The 16,323-nt window shown below is 62.9% G+C and carries 14 protein-coding genes; 6 read left to right on the forward strand and 8 right to left on the reverse strand.

Features of this window, described 5'->3' with window-relative positions; translation table 11 throughout:
• Positions 1-2: 2 nt before the first annotated feature.
• From PTE30175_RS15960 to PTE30175_RS15995, 8 genes are all read right to left on the reverse strand, one after another.
• Positions 3-1,145, reverse strand: a complete 1,143-nt coding sequence (locus PTE30175_RS15960) for an ABC transporter permease (protein ID WP_150698052.1) — start codon at positions 1,143-1,145, stop codon at positions 3-5.
• Positions 1,142-2,155 (reverse strand): ABC transporter ATP-binding protein, encoded by a 1,014-nt coding sequence (locus tag PTE30175_RS15965; RefSeq protein WP_150698053.1) that lies wholly within the window; start codon positions 2,153-2,155, stop codon positions 1,142-1,144. Before PTE30175_RS15965 ends, PTE30175_RS15960 begins: the two co-directional genes overlap by 4 nt.
• Positions 2,152-3,114, reverse strand: coding sequence for an HlyD family secretion protein (locus PTE30175_RS15970; protein ID WP_150698136.1), 963 nt, complete (start codon positions 3,112-3,114; stop codon positions 2,152-2,154). The genes PTE30175_RS15965 and PTE30175_RS15970 overlap by 4 nt, the downstream gene beginning before the upstream one ends.
• A gap of 297 nt (positions 3,115-3,411) precedes the next feature.
• A complete protein-coding gene (locus PTE30175_RS15975; protein ID WP_224788804.1) occupies positions 3,412-5,769 on the reverse strand; it encodes a DNA polymerase II in 2,358 nt (785 codons plus the stop codon).
• Between the two features lie 93 nt (positions 5,770-5,862).
• Positions 5,863-6,321, reverse strand: coding sequence for a nuclear transport factor 2 family protein (locus tag PTE30175_RS15980; protein ID WP_150698054.1), 459 nt, complete (start codon positions 6,319-6,321; stop codon positions 5,863-5,865).
• Positions 6,322-6,355: 34 nt separating this feature from the next.
• On the reverse strand, positions 6,356-7,111 hold the full coding sequence (locus PTE30175_RS15985; protein WP_150698055.1) for a glucose 1-dehydrogenase: 756 nt from the start codon (positions 7,109-7,111) through the stop codon (positions 6,356-6,358).
• 212 nt (positions 7,112-7,323) lie between these two features.
• On the reverse strand, positions 7,324-8,115 hold the full coding sequence (locus PTE30175_RS15990; protein WP_420819647.1) for an ABC transporter permease: 792 nt from the start codon (positions 8,113-8,115) through the stop codon (positions 7,324-7,326).
• On the reverse strand, positions 8,112-8,735 hold the full coding sequence (locus PTE30175_RS15995) for an ABC transporter ATP-binding protein (protein ID WP_150698057.1): 624 nt from the start codon (positions 8,733-8,735) through the stop codon (positions 8,112-8,114). The genes PTE30175_RS15990 and PTE30175_RS15995 overlap by 4 nt, the downstream gene beginning before the upstream one ends.
• A gap of 367 nt (positions 8,736-9,102) precedes the next feature.
• Between PTE30175_RS15995 and PTE30175_RS16000 the strand changes: the two genes are divergently transcribed.
• The 6 genes from PTE30175_RS16000 to PTE30175_RS16025 all read left to right on the forward strand — a co-directional run bounded on the left by PTE30175_RS16000 (position 9,103) and on the right by PTE30175_RS16025 (position 16,321).
• A complete protein-coding gene (locus PTE30175_RS16000; protein WP_150698058.1) occupies positions 9,103-10,578 on the forward strand; it encodes an amidase in 1,476 nt (491 codons plus the stop codon).
• Between the two features lie 41 nt (positions 10,579-10,619).
• Entirely contained in the window at positions 10,620-11,978 is a 1,359-nt protein-coding gene (locus tag PTE30175_RS16005; protein ID WP_150698059.1) for a spinster family MFS transporter, read from the forward strand.
• A 202-nt stretch (positions 11,979-12,180) separates the two neighbouring features.
• A complete protein-coding gene (locus tag PTE30175_RS16010; RefSeq protein WP_150698060.1) occupies positions 12,181-12,714 on the forward strand; it encodes a Csu type fimbrial protein in 534 nt (177 codons plus the stop codon).
• 64 nt (positions 12,715-12,778) lie between these two features.
• Positions 12,779-13,522, forward strand: a complete 744-nt coding sequence (locus tag PTE30175_RS16015; protein WP_224788805.1) for a fimbrial biogenesis chaperone — start codon at positions 12,779-12,781, stop codon at positions 13,520-13,522.
• Positions 13,523-13,655: 133 nt separating this feature from the next.
• Entirely contained in the window at positions 13,656-15,857 is a 2,202-nt protein-coding gene (locus PTE30175_RS16020) for a fimbria/pilus outer membrane usher protein (protein ID WP_191629100.1), read from the forward strand.
• A complete protein-coding gene (locus PTE30175_RS16025; protein WP_150698062.1) occupies positions 15,854-16,321 on the forward strand; it encodes a Csu type fimbrial protein in 468 nt (155 codons plus the stop codon). The genes PTE30175_RS16020 and PTE30175_RS16025 overlap by 4 nt, the downstream gene beginning before the upstream one ends.
• Positions 16,322-16,323 lie beyond the last annotated feature (2 nt).

Raw genomic sequence — 16,323 nt, forward strand, 5'->3', positions numbered from 1 at the left:
CCTCAGTCCAGCGTGCGCCGGTAGAACTTCACGGCGATACCCATGACGACCGTCGTGAAGACCAGCAGCGGCCACAGGTCATGCCATGCGTCGGCCCAGCCGTTGCCCTTGAGCAGGATGCCGCGAATGAGCCGGTTGAAGTAGGTGAGCGGCAGCACATTGCCAATGTACTGTGCCCATGTCGGCATGCCGCGAAAGGGAAACATGAAGCCGGAGAGCAGCAGATTCGGCAAGAAGTAGAAGACGGTCAATTGCATCGACTGCAACTGATTGCGCGCGAACGACGAGATCGTGATGCCGACGGTCAGGTTGGCCGCGATGAACACCAGCGCGGCGAGGTAGATGGCGATGACGCTGCCTTCGAACGGCACATGAAAAACAAAGCGCGCGGCGAGCAGGATGATACTCGCCTGCACGAGCCCGATGGCGATATACGGCACGATCTTGCCGGTCATGACTTCGATCGGCAGGACCGGCGTCGCGAGCAGATTTTCCATCGTGCCGCGCTCGCGTTCGCGCGTGATGGCCAGACCGGTCATCATGGCGAGCGTCATGCTCAGGATCACGCCCATCAGCCCCGGCACGATGTTGTACTGGGTGATGCCTTCGGCGTTATAGAGCCGGTGTACCTGCACGTCGAAGGCGGGCTTGCCGCCGGCGAGCGGCGCGAGCGGGCCGACGAGATCCTTTTGCGCGACGGACTGCGCCAACTGCTGCACGGCGGCGAGTGCGGTGCCGGTGGCCGTCGGGTCGGTTGCGTCGGCTTCGATCAGGATGGCGGGGCGTTCGCCGCGAACCAGTCGGCGCGAAAAATCCGGCGGGATGTTGAGCACGAACTGCACGCGTCCCTGCGCGAGGGCGGCGCGTCCGGCCTCCTCGCTCGCGAGATCCTCGGTGAACCGGAAGTACTCGGCATTCTTCATCGCCGCGACGAAGCTGCGCGAAAATTCGCTGTGATCCTGGACGAGCGCGGCCGTCGGCAGGTGTTTCGGGTCCGTGTTGATCGCGAAGCCGAACAGCGTCAGCTGCACGAGCGGCACGCCGACGATCATGGCGAACGTGACCCGGTCCCGGCGCAATTGCAGGAACTCCTTGCTGACGACGGCCCACCAGCGGGTGAACGAGAAGGGCATCAGCCGCCTCATGCCTGGCTCCCGAAACTGTCCTTTGAACGATTCATCATGTAGATGAATGCGCCTTCGAGACTCGTGTCGATCGGCGCAATCTTCAGATGACGTTCGATTGCGGCCCGGCGCAGCGTACGTTCGAGCTGCGCCGCGTCTTCGCCGCTCACATGCAGCGCGCTGCCGAAGGCGACGGTTTGCGCCACACCGGGTTCGCCGCGCAGCGCCTGACCGAGTTCGACGAGGTTGTCGCCGTGTACCGCCCACGTGCTCAGGTGCTGGCTCGCAATCACTTCGGCGGCTGTGCCATTGGCGAGCAATGTGCCATAGGCGATATAGGCCAACTTGTGGCAACGCTCCGCCTCGTCCATGTAGTGGGTGCTGACGAGCACTGAAATGCCCCGCGCGGCCAGGACATGCAAGGTTTCCCAGAAGTCGCGCCGGGCGGTCGGATCGACGCCTGCGGTGGGTTCGTCGAGCAACAACAGCCGGGGTTCGTGAAGCATGCTGGCGGCCAATGCGAGCCGCTGTTTCCATCCCCCTGACAACGCGCCCGTCAGCTGCGATGCGCGGCTCGTGAGACCGAGGCTCTCCAGTGCCCGATCGACCGCCGCGCGGCGATCTGCCATGCGATACACGCGTGCCACGAAATCGAGGTTCTCCCGAATCGTCAGATCTTCCCAGTACGAGAAACGCTGCGTCATATAGCCGACGTGCCGCTTGATCTGTGCGCTGTCGCGCCGGATGTCGTAACCGAGGCACGTGCCGCTTCCCGAGTCGGGCGTGAGCAGGCCGCACATCATGCGGATGCACGTGGTCTTGCCGCTGCCGTTCGGGCCCAGGAAGCCGAAGATTTCCCCGTGTCTGACCTGCAACGAGACATCTTTGACGACGTGCTTGTCGCCGAAGTGCTTGTTCAGCTTTTGCACGTCGATGGCGAGGCCGTTGCCTTGTCCGGCCGCGGATGTTTCGTCATCCGTCGCAAGCTTGGCGCTGTCGCGTGTGGCGGCGTCCTGGCGCGGGTCCGTCATGGCAGCGTGACCTGCACGGGCTGGCCGGGGTGAAGTTTCATGGCATCGGCGCCGCCCGGATACGCCTCGACGAGATAGACGAGCTTGCCGCGGCTGTCGTTGCTGTAGATCACGGGCGGCGTGTATTCGGCGTCGTTGGCGATATACGTGATTTTTGCGTCGATGGCGGCGCAACCGTCGCAGCGAATGCGAACGCCTTGCCCGGTCTTCAAGCGTCCCAGCACCGCTTCGGGTATGAAGAAGCGTACCTTGACGTTCTGCGGAGGCAGCATGCGCACGACCGGGCTCCCGGCCGGCACCCATTCTCCTTCTCGGTACATTGTGTCGTACACGCGTCCGGCGCGCGTGGCGGCGACGCGCTTCTGATCGAGTGTCCAGTCGGCCTGCGCGAGCGCGGCGCGCGCGGCCGCGACTTGCGCGGCCTGCGCCTGGCGCTGTGCCTCGCGCCCCGGCAGCCGTGCGACCGCGAGGCTGCTCTGCAACTCGCTCACGCGCGCGGCACTCGTGCGTGCGTCCGCGCGGCTGGCCTCCAGCTGTTCTCGCGATATGCCGCCGGCGGCGTATTGGACTTCGTCGCGCTTCCATTGGGTTGCGGCCCTGTCGCTCGCCGCGATGGCCTGGGCCAGTTGTGCGCGTGTGACGTCCAGTTCGGCCGGCCGCTTGCCGGTTTCGATGTCGTGCAGTTGCGCTTCGGCCGCCGCAAGTTGATCGCGCGCCTGCTGTTGTGCGGCGGCGTCATAGGTCGCTTCGAGGGCGAAGAGGGGGGCGCCGGCCGCAACGTCCTGCCCGCGCTTGACGGCCAGGCGGTCGAGCCGCCCCGCCTGCGACGTGGCGACATACACGAACTCGCCTTCCACGTAGCCCTGATAGACATTGTCCGGCTTCGGGGCGCAGCCCGCCAATGCGAGACCGATCCCGACAATGACCGGGAGTGGCGCATTGCCGACGACGCGAACCATGATGGCGGTGATGCGCCATCGCGGGACGTCGTCGCGCGTGACAATCCGGGAAATCCCCGCCATCGTTGCCTCTTCTCGGTTGCGATGGGCGATGCCGCGAAGCCGTTGCCGCGGCGGCGCCGTCCGTCATAAGCCGTCCGGGATTCATCTGCGATGGACGTTCGGCCGTCGCCGGCGGCGTTCATCATCCATATGACGCAACGATAGCGCATTTCGGCGGGAAGCGGGGTAGCCGAGTGGCGGTATGGCGGGTCGCGCGAGCCAATACCGGCAAGGTCGGCGACGTTGCCGCTGCGCTCAGAAGAGGCCGAGTTGCGTGGTCACCAAGGTGTCGAACTGATCGTGCACGAACGGCAGGATCGCATCGGCCACCGGTTTCAACTGACTGTCCAGATAGTGCTGATAGTCGATTGTCGAACGGCGCGCCTCCAGCGGCTCGGGGCCGGCGGTTGTCATGACGTAGCTGATCCAGCCGCCGTTCTGGTACTGGAGCGGCCGGCCCTGCGCGCGGTTGAAATCGTCGGCCAGACGCGCGGCGCGAACGTGCGGCGGCACGTTGCGCTGATACTCGTCGAGATTTCTTCGCAAACGTTTACGATACACGAGCAACGCGTCGAAATCGCCGCTCAGTGTGTGTTGAACGTACTCCCGTACATAATCCTGATACGGCTCGTGTTGAAACACGCGGCGATAGAGCTCCTGCTGGAACTTCCGGGCAAGTGGCGACCAATCGGTACGGACCGTCTCGAGGCCCTTGAACACGATCTCGTCGGTGCCGTCGGCTTGCCTCACCACGCCGGCGTAGCGCTTCTTGCTGCCTTGGTCCGTGCCGCGGATCGTCGGCATCAGGAAGCGGCGGAAGTGCGTGTCGAATTCGAGTTCGAGCGCGCTTTCCAGGCCGTACTGCAGTTGCAGATGCGACTGCCACCAGTGATTGACATGCTGAACCAGCGACGTGGCGATGGCGGCGGCTTGCGCTTCGGTCTGTTCGTCCCCCAGCCAGACGAAGATTGAGTCCGTGTCCCCGTAGATCACCTCGAACCCCTGCGCTTCGATGAGCTCGCGGCTCTTGCGCATGATGTCGTGCCCGCGCAAAGTGATCGACGACGCCAGGCGCGGATCGAAGAAACGGCACCCGGTGGAGCCGAGGACACCATAGAACGCGTTCATGATGATCTTCAAGGCCTGCGAAAGCGGCGCATTGCGTTCACGCTTGGCAACGTCTCGTCCTTGCCAGATCCGATGCACGATCGCCGGCAGGCAATGTTTGCTTCGCGAGAAACGTGCGCCACGAAACCCCGGCACCGAATCGGCGTCGTCCGGATGCTGGAGGCCCTCGACCAGGCCGACGGGATCGATCAGGAAGGTGCGGATGATCGACGGGTAGAGGCTCTTGTAATCGAGCACGAGCACGGATTCGTAGAGACCCGGGCGTGAATCCATGACGAAGCCGCCGGGGCTCGGGGCGCCGGTGATCTCGCCGAGATTCGGCGCGACGTAGCCTTGGCGGTGCATCGGGGGCAGGTACAGATGAGTGAAGGCGGCGACCGATCCGCCGCTGCGATCCGCTGGCAGGCCGGTGACGGTGGCGCGCTCCAGCAGGAACGCGAGCAGTTCGGTCTTCTCGAAGATGCGCGTGACCAACTCGCAGTCTTTCAGGTTATAGCGCGCCAGCGACGGCTTGTCTTCGGCGAACATGCGATCGATTTCCGCCATCCGCTGGTAGGGGTTGTCGATCGATTTGCCAACGCCGAGCAACGATTGGGCGACGAACTCCAGACTGAACGAAGCGAAGCTCCACGTGGCGGACTTGAGCGCCTCGATGCCGTCGATGATCAGGCGGCCCTCTGCCCCGGCGAAAAAGTGATTGCGGTGCTCGCGCCATTCCAGCACATTGCCGCAGCGGCCGAGGCGTAGCGGTACCTGGAAACGCTCGGCGCTCTCGTGCAGCACCCGCAGGTCGAACTGAACCAGGTTCCAGCCGATGATGGCGTCCGGGTCGTGGCGGGCGAGCCAGTCGTTGAATTTTTCCAGCAGTTGCGCCCGTGTGGCGCAATATTCGAGCGCGAAGTCGAGTGACCCGGCGTCGCCGTTGGCGGGGCCGAGCATATACACCTGACGTTGGTCGCATCCTTCCAGCGCGATGGAATACAGGTCGCCGTGCGCGGTCGTCTCGATGTCGAGCGAAACCAGCTTGAGTGCTGGACGGTAGTCCGGCGCGGGCTTCATCTGCGTGTCGACGAGCAGGCCGCCGTCGGCCGGGGTCCCGGTGAACTGGACCGGCGCGGTGATGAAGCGTTCCATCAGGTAGCGCTCGGGCGGACGGATATCTGCCTCGAATACATCGACACCGCCGTCGGCGAGCATGCGCTCGAACTTCAATAGCTGGCGTTGGTGCGGGCTGTACAGCCCGAGGACGGGGCGTTGATGAAAGTCGCGCAGCGCCAGCGGGCGCAGTTCCCATTGGCGTTCTGCGCGCAAGATGTGCTCGATCCGTGCCTGCTGTTCGGCAGGAACGAAGGCCACCGACGGTTGATGCGGCAGACGGACCCGGCGCGGGCCGTCATCTGTCGCCAGCCAGAACTCGACTTCCGTGCCGGCCGGGGTATCGCGCCAGTGCCGAGTGAGAAGAAAACCATGCGCCAGTTCCGCCACGTTGCTGCCCTATAAGCCTTGCTCTCCGGGCATTTTACTTGGCCTCGGGCCGGATGAGGATTGGCAACCATTGGTGAACGAAGGCGTTCGCCGCTACGACTTCACCGGTCCGGCGCTTACGGATGCCGGCACGTTGTGCTCGTAGCACTTTTCTTCGACACGCTCGGACATGCGCCAGCCCTGCGGCGTACGGACGAATTTGTCGATATACCAGAGGCCCAGGAACATCACCTGCGAGCCTCCCTGGTGCAGGGGCACCTCCATCGGATTGAAGCAGATGGTGCGCGCTGACGCTGCGTCACCGATGACGCGAATCGACATATTGCCGACCATGTGCTGACGATTGGGAAACGCCGTCATCACTTCCTTAAGCCAGGCTTTGACCTCGGGAAACCGCCCGTCGATGCCCCCCATGGCACGATAATCGATGTAGGCGTCCGGAGTGAATACGTCATCGAGCGCGTCGAACATCTTTTGATCGATGGCGGTGGAATAATCCACCATCAATTGCTGGATCTCGAGCCGGTCGGAGATTTCTTGCAAAGTCAGCATCGTCGCTTCCTGTCAGGACAGAGGTGCCGCTGCGTTAGCCGTAAGTGGCGCCGGCCAGCATGCCGCCATCGACGATAAACTCGCTGCCCGTGCAGTACGTCGACTGATCCGAGGCGAGGAACAGCACCATATTGGCGACTTCTTCGGGGCGGCCGATGCGCGGGATCGGCAGTGCCCGATAGGCGCCGGACGTTTCAAGACCGGCGAACTCCGGTGGCCGGGCCATCACGGTATCGATGCCGCCAGGATGCACGGAGTTGACGCGGATATTGTGGTGGCCGAACTCGAGGGCGGCGACCTTGGTCATGCCGCGAATCGCGAACTTGCTGGCGACGTAGGCCGAGCCAAGGGCGACGCCTTCCATGCCCGCGGTGGAGGAAACGTTCACGATGGCCCCCCCTCCGGCCGCCTTCATGGCCGGCAGCACCGATTTCATGCCCAGCCAGGAACCGACCTGATTGACGTCGATAACCTTGCGGTAGTCCTCCAGGGACAACGATTCGATGGGCGACAATTTGAGGATCCCGGCATTGTTGACCAGGACGTCGAGCTTGCCAAAGCGTGCCTGCGCGGCAAGCACGGCCGCGTGCCAGTCGTCGGGCTGCGTTACGTCGAGGTGAACATACATCGCCGCCTCGCCCAGTGCGTCCGCCAGGCGTTGGCCGTCCTGGTCGAGCACGTCTGCGATCACCACTTTCGCCCCTTCGGCGGCGAACAGTCGGGCTTCCGCCTCGCCCTGGCCGCGTGCGCCGCCGGTAATCAATGCCACCTTGCCTTCCATTCGTTTCATCGCTGACCTCGGTTGGATATCAAGCTGATATGCGCCCATGCCGGGCGCCGATAAGCGAATCCAGTGTATCCATGAGTCTGCAGAGATTGCCTCATCCATTTGAACTATGCGATGCTTCGGCGGGCGGGTATTGCGTCGTTATATGGTTTGTATAACGAACCATATTGGTGCCATGGAGGTTCCGGACCCGCTCGCCGCCGTGGGATGCGGCGTCAATCGTGAGCGAGCCGGTCCAGCCGCAAGCGGGCCCGATGGTCGACAAGCTGGAACATGGCCAGGTACGCCGCCCCGACTGCGGCAAAGCCGCTGGCGCCCGATAGCAGGAACATGATCAATATCTGATACTTGACGGCTTCGACGGGGTCCATGCCGGCGATGATCTGGCCTGTCATGATGCCGGGCAGGGTGATGATGCCGGCCGCCGACATCTGATTGATGCTTGGCACGATACCGCGCCGGACTGCGGCGCGAAGCAGCCCAGAGAAGGCTTCATGCGCCGTGGCGCCCAACGAGAGCTGCGCCTCGATGGCGTTCTTTTCCCGCCGGACGGTTGACAATACGCTATCGAGCGCAAGACTTGCCGCATTGAGTACGCTGCCGAGCACGATGCCCACGAGCGCGATGACGTATCGCGGATCGTACCAGGGGTCGGGGCGGACCGCCGTGTTGAGAATGAACAGCGCCGTGATGACGGTTGTCGCGCCGACCGTGATCGCGCCCGTCCATGCGTTGCCCAGGTGGGCAAGACGCGCGGCGGGGCGAGACGCCACTTCGCGCGCGGCCAGCGCCATCATGAGCGTCACGACCAGGCCGGTAATCAGCGGCGAGGCATGCGCAAAAACAAGCCTGAGCAGGTGGCCCACCAGCATCAACTGGACCACGGTGCGGACGGCGGACCACAGTATTTGCCGTTGCAGGCGCAGTTTCAGGACCAGAGCAATCAGCGCGCTGATGGCGACAAGGCTGGCGGCGATCGCCAAATCAGAGAACGTCAGTTGAATCATGGCCACAGCGGTTCCATTTTTCCTGCCTGCATACGCCAGGCGCGATGCGCCAGCCGCCGAGCCTGTATCTCGCTGTGCGTCACCAGCACGATCACGCAACCGGCATCGCGAAGGCGCACGATTTCCGCTTCTACGCGCAGCGTGGACGCTTCGTCGAGCGCTGCGGTGGGTTCGTCCAGAAGCAGGACCCGGGGGGCGGTGAGAAAGGCGCGCGCCAATCCCAGGCGCTGGCGTTCACCGGTCGAGAGGTCGTGGACCATGGCATTCAGCACATCGTCACGCAGGCTCAGCCGTTCAAGCATCGGGGGAACGCCGGCCAATCCGTCGAAATGAGGTGCGACCCGGTGGTCCCACCACCCGGGCTCCGGCTGGCAGTACCTGACTTGCTTGCGCCATGCGGGCGCACTGAGCCCGGATCTGGGTGTGCCGTTGAGCAGGACCTCGCCCCGCCCGGGGTCGAGGTCGGCAATCTGCCGCAGCAACAGCGACTTCCCTGATCCGGAGGGCCCGAGAATGGCATGGCATTCGCCGGCAAACATGTCGCAATCGAACGGATCAAGCCGGTCGCTCGCCACGCCGAGCAGCTGGAGGGAGGGTCTGGCGTCAACGGCGGGATTCATTTCCTGGATGGACTGAAAGTTCAGGGCGTTGCACGGCCCCCATTCGGGATCCGGCGATCGTTGGCAGTCACGGCGAGCATTATGCCATCTCGCTCGCCGCGGCCTGCACAGCAATACCTCGAGAAATGTGGTCAATACTGACAGACGGTGGATATCCCTGGTGCCACCTTATTGTGGACATCACGCCGGGCGTCGTCCGAATGAGGTAGGTGAGGTCGTCAAAAAAAAAGAATGATGATGATTCGCACCGTTTTACAAGCCCCGTCGATCCGTCAACAGGGCGACGCGAGGGGCAAAGACGCCACATGAGGCACGCCAACGGTCCGATGCGTGCCGGGAAAGCACGTGTATTCACGGAGACAGGGAAATGGGACGAACGTACGCCGGTGCCGGCGAGACAATTTCGCAGGATGACTATCGCAATCTCGACGCCACCGGCATGGCTGAGGCCGTGCGGCGCGGGGAGGTCACGCCGGAGGCATTGTTGGCGGCGGCGCACTCCCTCAGCGACGCGATAAACCCGCGCATCAATGCGGTGGTGATGCGTCATGATGAGCGCGCGCGCGACCTGGTGGCCGCGCGCCGCCTGCATGGGCGCGACCGCGAGGGGGCGCTCGCCGGCGTGCCTACGCTGATCAAGGACCTGAACACGTATGTGGCGGGCACGGCGACAACCAATGGATGCCGCTTCTTGAAAGAAGCGGAGCCCGCGACGCGCAGCAGCACATTGGTCGAGCGCTACGAGGCCGCCGGCATGGTGGTGTTCGGCAAGTCGTCGTCACCCGAGTTCGGTTTGACGGCGACGACGGAATCCCTGCTTTGGGGCAAGACGCGAAACCCATGGGACCTCTCGCGAAGCGCGGGCGGATCGTCGGGAGGCGCCGCAGCGGCGGTGGCTGCGGGCATCGTACCTATCGCGCACGCGACGGATGGCGGCGGCTCGATTCGGATCCCCGCGTCGTATTGCGGTCTTTTTGGCCTCAAGCCCACGCGCTACCGTACGCCTAATGGCCCGGATCGCTTCGAAGGCTGGTTTGGCGCCAGCGCTGCGCATGTGGTTTCGCGCAGCGTGCGTGATTCGGCCCTTGCACTCGACGTGAGCCACGGGCGCGAACCTGGCAGCGCGTATTGGACTCGGCCGGTGACGCGCCCCTTCACCGAGGAAGCTCAGCGCGACCCGTCTGCGCTGCGAATCGCTGTCGTGACGGAATCGCTGACGGGCATGTCGGCGGATCCCTCGATTCGCGCGGTGCTCGAAACCACCGTCGGACGCCTCGGCGATCTTGGGCACGCGGTAGAAGCGTCACGCTTTCCCGTCGACGCGAGTGTGATGTTCGGCGCGCATGGGGCAGTCACCGGGACGGCGCTCGTCAAGATGGTGCGCGATCGCGAAGCGGCACTCGGCCGGTCGGTGACCGATGACGATCTGGAGCCGATCAGCCATTACATCCTGAAGAACGCCATGTCCCTCTCGGCGGAAAAGCTTTATCGGGCTCGCGAGACCTTTGAGTTGGTCTCGCGCCAGATGGAGGCGATGTTCGAGCGCTACGACATCATCCTCTCGCCCGTTACGGCGACGATGCCGGCCGAACTGGGCCGGCTGGGCCTGGACCGGCCGTATGACGAATTCGTCGGCGGCATGATGGGCTGTTCCTCGTTCACGGCAGTGGCCAACGTCGGCGGCCAGCCATCCATGTCCGTGCCGTGCGGCATGAGTGCCGAGGGCCTGCCGATCGGCATGATGTTTACCGCTGCGCTGGGTGCGGAAGGCGTGCTGTTCCAGTTGGCAGGGCAATGGGAGCGTGCATGGCCGTGGGCCGCGCACCGGCCGCCGCTACGTTGATGTCAACGGTTCGAAGTTGGGCGATAACGATCGAGATAGCCATGAATTCTGAAATTTCCCGCATACGCCGGCATTACACGCTGCTGCTGTTGTTTTTTGTCAACGCCGTCAGCTTGATCGACAGGCAAATCATGGGTGTCCTGGTCGAACCGATCCAACGTGAATTCGGCGTCTCGAACACAGCGATGGGGCTGCTGACCGGCGTCGCATTTGCATTCGTCTACTGCATCGTGGCGCTGCCTTTTGGGCGCTACGCCGACCGCGCCAACCGACGCAACTTTATCGGGTGGAGTTGCGGCGTCTGGAGCCTCATGACATTGCTGTGCGGTCTCGCCACCCAGTACTGGCATTTGGCGATCGCGCGTATCGGTGTGGCGGCCGGTGAATCGGGCAGCGGGGCGTCGTCCATTTCGATCATCACCGACCTTTACCCTCCCACCGCCCGTGCGCGGGCCATGAGCCTCTATATGCTTGGCGCGCCGATCGGCGCCGTTATCGGACTGGGGGTCGGCGCACGCATTGCCTTCGAACACGGCTGGCGCGCCGCATTCATCTGGATGGCGATACCCGGCATCATGTTTGCGCTGCTGATACGGCTGACCGGTGTCGAGCCGCGGCGCGGCGTTCAGGACCCGGGTGCTGAACCCGGGGCGCAGACGGCGGCGGGCGCGCGCGTCAAAAACGCCACGCAGAAGACGGACGAGCCGCTTGCCGTCGTGCTGCGCGATGCATTCCGTTCGCGGCCGTTCATGGGCATTGTGCTTGCGGGCACGCTGTTGTCATTCTCGGGTTACGCGTACTCAATTTGGGGCACGGCTTTCCTGATGCGCACGCACGGCGTATCGCTCAAGGACGCCGGCCTGCTGATGGGGCTGGTGGGTGGCGTGGGTGCGATCTTCGGCTCGTTGTTCAGCGGGTGGCTGTGTGACCGCCTGGCACAACGCGATTCGCGCTGGCAACTCGGCGTGCCGATCATCGGCATGCTGATCGCCCTGCCGATGGCAATCGGTTACGCGCTGTATCCGGCTGGACATCCGTGGCTTATTGGCGGCGTTGTCGTGCCACGCATGATTGTGTTCGTGCTCGGCCTGTCGGTATTTTCCGTCTGGTGGCTCGCACCGACCTATGCGGCCATTGCTCAGATTGTGCCCGCCCACCGGCGCGCTACGATGGTGGCGACCTACAATTTCGGAATCCTGGCGATCGGCGCCGGGCTCGGGCCATTGGCCGTCGGCGTGTTGAGCGACGTGCTTACGCCTGTTGCCGGCGGGCACGCAACAGGCTTGGCGCTGGCGGCGTCGGCCTGCGGCTATCTGCTTGGTGCGCTTGTGCTCATCAGCGTGGTGGGCGGTTACGCGCGTTCGATCAACGCGACACCCGCATACGTTCTGTCGCATTGAGTGATGTGCGGCCGCGCGTCATTGATACCAAAATCTGGTGTAGGGAAAGTTTTGTGCGAAAATAGCGGGTTTGGCGAATATTGAACCATGTTCGACGAAAATATCCCGGTCTTGATAGGGAAGGGACCTGCGCGGTTTCCCTGTTCCCGGTCAGGGTTGTACCCCGTTCAGTCGACCTCGCTGACACCCACCAGAAAATTTCATGAAACACACGGTTTTCGGAATCGGTGCACTTGTTTGTGCAGTTTTGTGCCCCAGCGCCGCTTTCGCTGGCAGCAGCAACGCGAATCTCGGCGTGACGGCCAGTGTTGCGGCCAACTGTTCCATTACCACCACGCCCGTGTCGTTCTCGGCCTATGACCCGGTGACAGCCAATGCCACCGCCCCACTCAACGCCACCGGCACGGTGTCGATCGCCTGCACCAAAGGTGCAGCGCCCACCATCGCACTGGGTCTGGGAGGCAATGCATCGGGCTCGGCCCTGCGAATGATTGGCGCCAGTTCATCAAACCTCTTGTCCTACGCGCTCTATCAACCGTCAGCCACCTCGCCTGGCGCCGCGTGCAGTTACTCCAGCCCCACGGTCTGGGGCAGTAGCGGCAGCAACGTCTTCAATCCCGGGCAGGCGACAAGCAAGGCCTCGCGCACTTACAACGTGTGCGGTCAAATCGCTGGCGGACAAGACGTCTCGGTGGACAGCTACTCCGATACCGTCGTAGCAACCGTCAATTTCTGACGCCCCTCCCGAATGACAAGGCCACCCCGATGCGTCGGGTTGGCCTCAGCAATGGAATACGTCGGTGGCAAACAATTTCTGGCGCCCCGCATGGTTCATCAGCTTGATTCTGATGGCCGTCATCATCCCCGCGTCGGTCAAAGCCGCCGGATTCCAGGTGTCGCCAATTAGAGTCACCCTGTCGCCAGAGGACAAAGGCGCTGCGCTCACGGTTCGCAACGATGGCGAACAACCGGTCATCGTTCAGGTGCAAACCATGGAATGGACTCAGTCCGACGGGCGTGATGTCTACGCGCCGACCGAAGACATTCTTGCGACGCCTCCCATTTTTACGGTTCAGCCCGGCAAGGTGCAGATTCTTCGAGTCGGATTGCGCCGCGTCCCGGATCCGCTCAAGGAACTGAGTTACCGAATTTATCTGCAGGAGGTTCCTCCCGCGGCCCAACCAGGATTTCAGGGCTTGCAGGTGGCGCTGCGTCTTGGTTTGCCCGTGTTCGTACAGGCGCAACAACCTGCGAAGGCAGCGCTCAAATGGTCCGTCGAAACGCTTGACCGAGGGCGGCTGAAAGTTCGCGCCATGAATGAGGGGACGGCACATATGCAGGTCACCGATTTCGCCTTGACCCTTGTGGGCGATGACCGGCCGGTCGCGGCTCAGCAAGTTGCCGCCTACGTTTTGCCAGGACAGGCTCACGAATGGGTGCTGCCGACCGACCCCGCCAAGAAGTTGAGCGGCAGAAAAGTACGCCTGAAAGCCTATACAGATGCGGGAAGCGCCGACGTTGAAATTGCCGTGGAGAAAAAGTAGCGCCGCATGGATCGCGCTTGCGCAGCTGCTTTTGTTCGCGAACTCAGCCGCCGGCAAGACCCCGCCAAATGGCTTGGCTGACCCCGTGAATTCCCCGGCACAAAATGACCAGCCATTGCTCCTGGACATTGAGGTGAACCGTCAGGGCAGCGCGGGAACCGCACTCGTCCTGCGAGATGTTCGCGGCGACTTGTGGGTCTCCGAAAGCGACCTGTCACGGCTGCGCTTGATAAGCCCTCACGCAGCGCCGATCGTCCGGCAGGGTGCGCGGTATTACCCGCTTTCCAGCTTGCCCGGCGCGAAATACACGGTAGACGAATCCACGCAAAGTCTGGCATTGCAAGTCAATGCCAGTGCATTCGCTACCACCGAAGCCAGTGTGGATCGCGCGCCGATATCGCCTCCCACGCCTTCGCCTCCCGGGCTGTACTTCAACTACGACATCTTCGCCGAACAGGCGGCGCAAGCCAATACACAGTCAGGATTGTTCGAGGTGGGGGCGTTCAACGCCCTGGGCGTGGGCACGACGACCGTTGCGATGCAAAACGGTGTTGCGACCCGTCGCGCTGTCCGGCTCGATACGACCTGGACAACGGACCGGCCCGACGAGATGGCCAGCCTGCGCCTTGGCGACAACGTGACAGGCGCTGCAGCCCTATGGGGACGCGCCGTACGTTTCGGCGGTATTCAATACGCCACGAATTTTGGGACGCGGCCGGGCTTTGTGACGGTACCCACGCAGACATTCGCCGGGCAAGCGGCCTTGCCCTCCACGGTCGACGTGTACGTCAATAACATCCTTGCCACGCGCAAGGATGTGCCACCCGGACCATTCTCCATCAACGCGCTTCCGATTGTGACCGGTGACGGCAACGTTCAACTGGTCATCAAGGACGTTCTCGGAAGAGAGCAGATCGTGAGTCAGCCGTTTTATGCGAGTAATAGTCTCCTGCGCCCGGGCTTGCAGGATTATTCGTTTGAGCTCGGCGGTGTTCGACAGAACTATGGGCTGACCAGCTTTGACTACGGGTCCGCCTTCGCGTCTGGCACCTATCGCCGCGGCATCACGAATGCCCTGACCGGCGAGGGCCACCTTGAAGTACAAGGCAGCAACCGGGCGACAATGGGCATCGGCGCAGTCTATCTCGCGCCATTGCTGGGCGTAACCACCGCTTCCCTTGCGCTAAGCCGTAGCGCCATGGGGGTGGGGCACCTATGGGCGCTGGGGCTGGTTCGGCGCAGCGAATATCTCAGCTTCAGTTTCCAAACGCAGGCGGCTGACGCGACATTTCAGCAACTGGGTGCTGACGCGAGCTTCCCGGCGCCACGTCGGCAAACCAGCGCCAACCTGGGTTTCGCGCTGAGCCGATATGGCTCGCTTAACCTGACCTATCTGGCACAAGCCATCTCGGGCAACCCCGGCTTTGCCGTTGGGGGTATCAGCTATTCCTTGCAGATAAAGCGCGTCGGCCTCGTCTCGATTTCAGCATTTCGTGCGTTGAGCGGTTCAGCGTCGAATTCCATCAATATCAGCCTGGTCTTGCCGCTGGGTGGCGGCGGACCGAGTGCGAGCCTGACGCATACGTCATCGGACGGTGCGCCGGCACAATCCCTGCTGCAAGTGCAAAGAAATCTGCCAGCCGGTGAAGGATACGGCTACCGCTTGCAAGCCGCCGTCAACGCGCCCCAGCAGGCCAGTTTGTACCTGCAGAATCGGATTGCCACCTATACGCTCGAAGGCGCCGAATTTGCCGGACAGTCAGCCGCACGCGCGGGCGTCTCGGGTGGCGCAACCGTGATGGGCGGTTCGGCATTTCTCAGTCGCCATATCGATGGCAGCTTCGGCCTGGTGCAATTGCCCAACTTGCCCAATGTCAGGATTTATGCCGACAATCAGCTGGTGGGTCGCACGGACGCGGATGGCAATGCCTTGATTCCTCGCTTGCGGCCGTACGAAGACAACCCGATTCGGATCGAGGAGCGAGACCTGCCGTGGGACACTGCCATCGATAGCCTGAGCGCCAATGCCGTACCGTACTATCGGAGTGGCATCGTGATTCGCCCGCCCGTTCGACAGTCTTATGGTGCAATGATGCGTATCGTGACGCCGGACGGCAAACCCTTGCCCCCGGGGGCGCAAGTGCATATCGCCGGACAGACAGTTGCATTTCCTGTCGCGCTCGAGGGGGCACTATTTCTCACCGGGCTCGACTCGACCAATCGTCTCTACGCCGAATGGGACAAGCACAGTTGCCAAGCCGCACTGAACTTGACGAAGTCCGCAGACGCCTTGCCTCACCTGGGCGACGTCATTTGCCTTGAGGCTCAACCATGAGGAAGGCATGTCGCGATCTATGCTGTTGGCTACCTGTCGCTGTCGCGATAAGCACTTACGCGTGCATTTCCCATGCCGCATCGGCAACGTGCTCGGTGACGAGTTCCTCGGGCATTAACTTTGGCAGCTATGATCCGCTCAGCGGCACGCCGGTGAGCGGGGCGGCAACGGTCCAGGTGGCGTGCGATAAGAATGCGACAGTGACGCTTTCCATTGACGGTCAATCGGGCTTGGGACCTCGTCAGATGACGGGCGCAACCGACGTCCTCAGCTATCAGTTGTACACCGATGCGGCCATGCGTACGATTTGGGGCGACGGAACGGGCGGCACGCAGACCGTGACGCTCACCCTGCAAGGCAGTCCGCGATTTGGATTGTTTACGATATACGGGCAAGTGCCTGGCGGGCAGGACGTCAGCGTCGGGACGTACAATGCCACGCTGATCATGACCCTGTCCTTCTGAAC

Source organism: Pandoraea terrae (genome assembly GCF_902459695.1).
In the GTDB taxonomy this organism is placed as follows: domain Bacteria; phylum Pseudomonadota; class Gammaproteobacteria; order Burkholderiales; family Burkholderiaceae; genus Pandoraea; species Pandoraea terrae.

Coding starts and splice junctions, on each gene's coding strand:
- PTE30175_RS15985 (WP_150698055.1), bottom strand. CDS start 7,111: ATGAAACGAATGGAAGGCAAGGTGGCATTGATTACCGGCGGCGCACGC.
- PTE30175_RS16000 (WP_150698058.1), top strand. CDS start 9,103: ATGGGACGAACGTACGCCGGTGCCGGCGAGACAATTTCGCAGGATGAC.
- PTE30175_RS16010 (WP_150698060.1), top strand. CDS start 12,181: ATGAAACACACGGTTTTCGGAATCGGTGCACTTGTTTGTGCAGTTTTG.
- PTE30175_RS15965 (WP_150698053.1), bottom strand. CDS start 2,155: ATGACGGACCCGCGCCAGGACGCCGCCACACGCGACAGCGCCAAGCTT.
- PTE30175_RS16005 (WP_150698059.1), top strand. CDS start 10,620: ATGAATTCTGAAATTTCCCGCATACGCCGGCATTACACGCTGCTGCTG.
- PTE30175_RS15995 (WP_150698057.1), bottom strand. CDS start 8,735: ATGAATCCCGCCGTTGACGCCAGACCCTCCCTCCAGCTGCTCGGCGTG.
- PTE30175_RS15980 (WP_150698054.1), bottom strand. CDS start 6,321: ATGCTGACTTTGCAAGAAATCTCCGACCGGCTCGAGATCCAGCAATTG.
- PTE30175_RS15990 (WP_420819647.1), bottom strand. CDS start 8,115: ATGATTCAACTGACGTTCTCTGATTTGGCGATCGCCGCCAGCCTTGTC.
- PTE30175_RS15970 (WP_150698136.1), bottom strand. CDS start 3,114: ATGGTTCGCGTCGTCGGCAATGCGCCACTCCCGGTCATTGTCGGGATC.
- PTE30175_RS15960 (WP_150698052.1), bottom strand. CDS start 1,145: ATGAGGCGGCTGATGCCCTTCTCGTTCACCCGCTGGTGGGCCGTCGTC.
- PTE30175_RS16025 (WP_150698062.1), top strand. CDS start 15,854: ATGAGGAAGGCATGTCGCGATCTATGCTGTTGGCTACCTGTCGCTGTC.